This is a genomic window from Archangium sp., assembly GCF_045802675.1.
Taxonomy (GTDB): domain Bacteria; phylum Myxococcota; class Myxococcia; order Myxococcales; family Myxococcaceae; genus Archangium.
In genome coordinates, this window is record NZ_JBJMQO010000125.1 from 1 (window position 1) to 3186 (window position 3186).

Sequence of the window (3186 nt, forward strand, 5' to 3'; positions counted from 1 at the left end):
AAGGGTGTTGACGAAGAAGCCGATGAGGCCCTCGGTCTCTCCCTGGGTACGGCCGGCGATGGGAGAGCCGACGGAGATGTCGTCCTGGCCTGAGTAGCGGGCCAGCAGCACCTGCCACGTCGCCATCAGCACCATGAAGGGCGTGGCGCCCTCGCGCTGTCCCAGTGCCTTGAGCGCCTCGGCCAGCTCCTTCGAGATGCGCGCGGTCTCCGAGGCGCCGCGATGGGACTGCACGGCGGGGCGAGGCTTGTCGGTGGGCAGCTCCAGGGCGCGAGGAGCCCCGGAGAGGTGCTGGCGCCAGTACGCGAGCTGGGCCTCCAGCGGTGCGCCCCGCAACCAGCCGCGCTGCCAGGCGGCGTAGTCGGCGTACTGCACCGGCAGGGCGGGCAGGGTGGAAGGCTGGCCCGAGGTGAAGCCCTGGTAGAGCGCGGCCAGCTCGCGGATGAGCACGCCGGTGGACCAGCCGTCGGAGACGATGTGGTGCACCGTCAGCAGCAGCACGTGGTCCTGGGCGCTCAGGCGCAGCAGGGTGGCGCGGAACAGCGGGCCACGCGCCAGGTCGAAGGAGCGCAGGCTCTCTTCGGTGGCCAGGCGACGGAGCTCGGACTCGCGCTGGGCGTCGGGGACGGAGCCCAGGTCCACCACGGCCAGCGGCACGGCGAGGGCCGGGGAGATGACCTGGATGGGCTCCTCGCCCACGAGCCCGAAGGTGGTGCGCAGGGACTCGTGACGCTCGGTGAGCGCGGAGAAGGCCTGCTCCAGGGCCGGGACATCCAGGGCGCCCTGGAAGCGGACGGCCATGGGGATGTTGTAGAGCGGGCTGTGCGGCGTGAGCTGATCCAGGAACCACAGGCGCTGCTGGGCGAAGGACAGCGGCAAGGGCCTGCCGTCACGAGCGACGGGGACGAGCGCGGGTACCTGCATGCCCCTGCCGGTGCGCACGGCGAAGTCCACGCGGGAAGCCAGGGCAGCAACGGTGGGGGCCTCGAAGAGGGCGCGCAGGGGCAGCTCCACGCCGAAGGCGGCGCGGATGCGGTTGACGGCCTGCGTGGCCAATAGCGAATGGCCGCCCAGCTCGAAGAAGCTGTCCGTCACCCCCACCTGCCGCGCACCGAGCAACCGGCTCCAAATGCCGGCCAGCAACTCCTCGGTGGGCGTGCGCGGCGCGATGTGCTCGGTCTGGGAAGGAGCCGAGTCGGGAGCGGGGAGGGCCTTGCGGTCCACCTTGCCGTTGGGCGTGAGCGGCAGGACCTCCAGGGTGACGAAGGCCGAGGGCACCATGTACTCGGGCAGCCGCTCGCGCAGGAAGGTGCGCAGCGCCGCCGTGTCCAACGGCTCGGTCGCGGCCACGTACGCCACCAGGCGCTTGTCTCCCGGCACGTCTTCGCGCGCCAGCACCACGGCCTCTTGCACCCGCGGGAACTGCGCCAGCGCCCACTCGATTTCACCCAGCTCGATGCGGAAGCCGCGCACCTTCACCTGCTCGTCCTGGCGGCCCACGTACTCCAAGCTGCCGTCCGGCAGGTAGCGGACCACGTCTCCGGTGCGGTACAGGCGCGCGCCCGGGGTGGTGCTGAAGGGATGGGGGATGAAGCGCTCGGCGGTGAGGGCGGGTTGGCCCAGGTAGCCCCGTGCCAGTCCCCTGCCTCCGATGCACAGCTCTCCCGCCACTCCCACGGGGACCGGCCGCAGCGATGCGTCCAGCACGTACACTTCCGTGTTGGCGATGGGCCGGCCGATGGGCGGCAACCCGGCCTCGGCCTGGACGGACACCTCGGCGCACGTGGTGACGACCGTGCTCTCCGTGGGGCCGTAGTGATTGACGAGACGGAAGCCCGTCCCCGGACGCGGGCGGCGCCGCAACCGGTCGCCACCCGTCAGCAAGGCGCGCAACGCGGACCGCTCCGGCCAGTTCACCTCCAGCACCGCCTCCGCCAGCGGCGTGGGCAGGAAGCTGACGGTGATGCCCTCCGTGGTGAGCCATTGCACCAGCGCCTCCGGTGAAGTGCGCACCTCCTCCGTGGGCAGGTGGATGCCGGCCCCCGTGGCGAGGTACGGCCACAGCTCCCACACCGAGGCGTCGAAGGCCGTGCCGGCGAGCTGCGTGCCCCGGTCTCGCGGCGTCAGCGCATAGGTGCGCTGGTGCCATGCCACCAGGTTGGCCAGGCTGCCGTGGCTGATCTGCACACCCTTGGGCCGGCCCGTGGAGCCGGACGTGTAGATGACGTAGGCCAGGGTGTCCGCGGTCGCGGCCGCTCCAGGCGCCGAGTCGGGACGCCGCGCGATGTGCTCCGCGTCCGTGTCCAGGCACACCACGGTCATGCCGTCCGTGGAGACCAGGGAATGCCGCTGTGCGAGCCCGGTCCGGGTGAGCAGCACCCGGGCGGCCGAGTCCTCGAGCATGTAGCGCAGGCGCTCGCGCGGGTAGGCCGTGTCCAGCGGGACGTAGGCGCCTCCGGCCTTCAGGGTGGCCAGCAGGCTCGTCACCATGTCCACCGAGCGCTCCAGCAACACGCCGACGCGCGTCTCGGGACCGACTCCCAGCGCACGCAGGTGCTGCGCCAGCCGGTTGGCGCGGCGGTCCAGCTCCGCGTACGTCAGGCGCTCCTCCGCCGAGGCCACGGCGAGCGAGTCCGGAGCGGCTCCGGCCCGCGCGGCCACCTGCTCGTGGACGAAGAGGTCCGGAGGGCAGGGCGCGGCGGTGTCATTCCAGGCAACGAGGAGCTGGTGACGCTCGGTGCCGGAGAGCAGGGGCAGCTCGGACAGGCGCTGAGCCGGGTCGCCGGTGAGGCCCTCGAGCAACACGCGCAGGTGGCTCAGCATCCGCGCCGCGGTGGCTTCCTCGAACAGGTCCGTGTTGTAGCTCAGGCCCGCCATCAGACCGTCCGGCCTCTCGCTGACGCTCAGCGTGAGATCGAACTTGGCCACTTCGTTGCCCGCCTCGACGCCGCGCAGGGTGAGGCCCGGCAGGGACAGCTCCTGACGAGGCGTGTTCTGCAGGGTGAACATCACCTGGAAGAGCGGGGTGCGGCTCAGGTCGCGCTCGGGCCGGAGCTCCTCGACGAGCTTCTCGAAGGGGACGTCCTGGTGGGCATAGGCACCCAGGGCGGTCTCCCGCACGCGGGAGAGCAACTCACGGAAGGTGGGGTTGCCGTCGAGCTTCGTGCGAAGCACCAGGGTGTTGAC

General features: G+C 71.6%; 1 protein-coding gene. It reads right to left on the minus strand.

Annotated elements, in window-relative coordinates:
- The coding region (locus ACJ8AN_RS34730) for an amino acid adenylation domain-containing protein (RefSeq protein WP_407759859.1) at positions 1-3174 on the minus strand (3174 nt) is incomplete at its 3' end.
- Positions 3175-3186 lie beyond the last annotated feature (12 nt).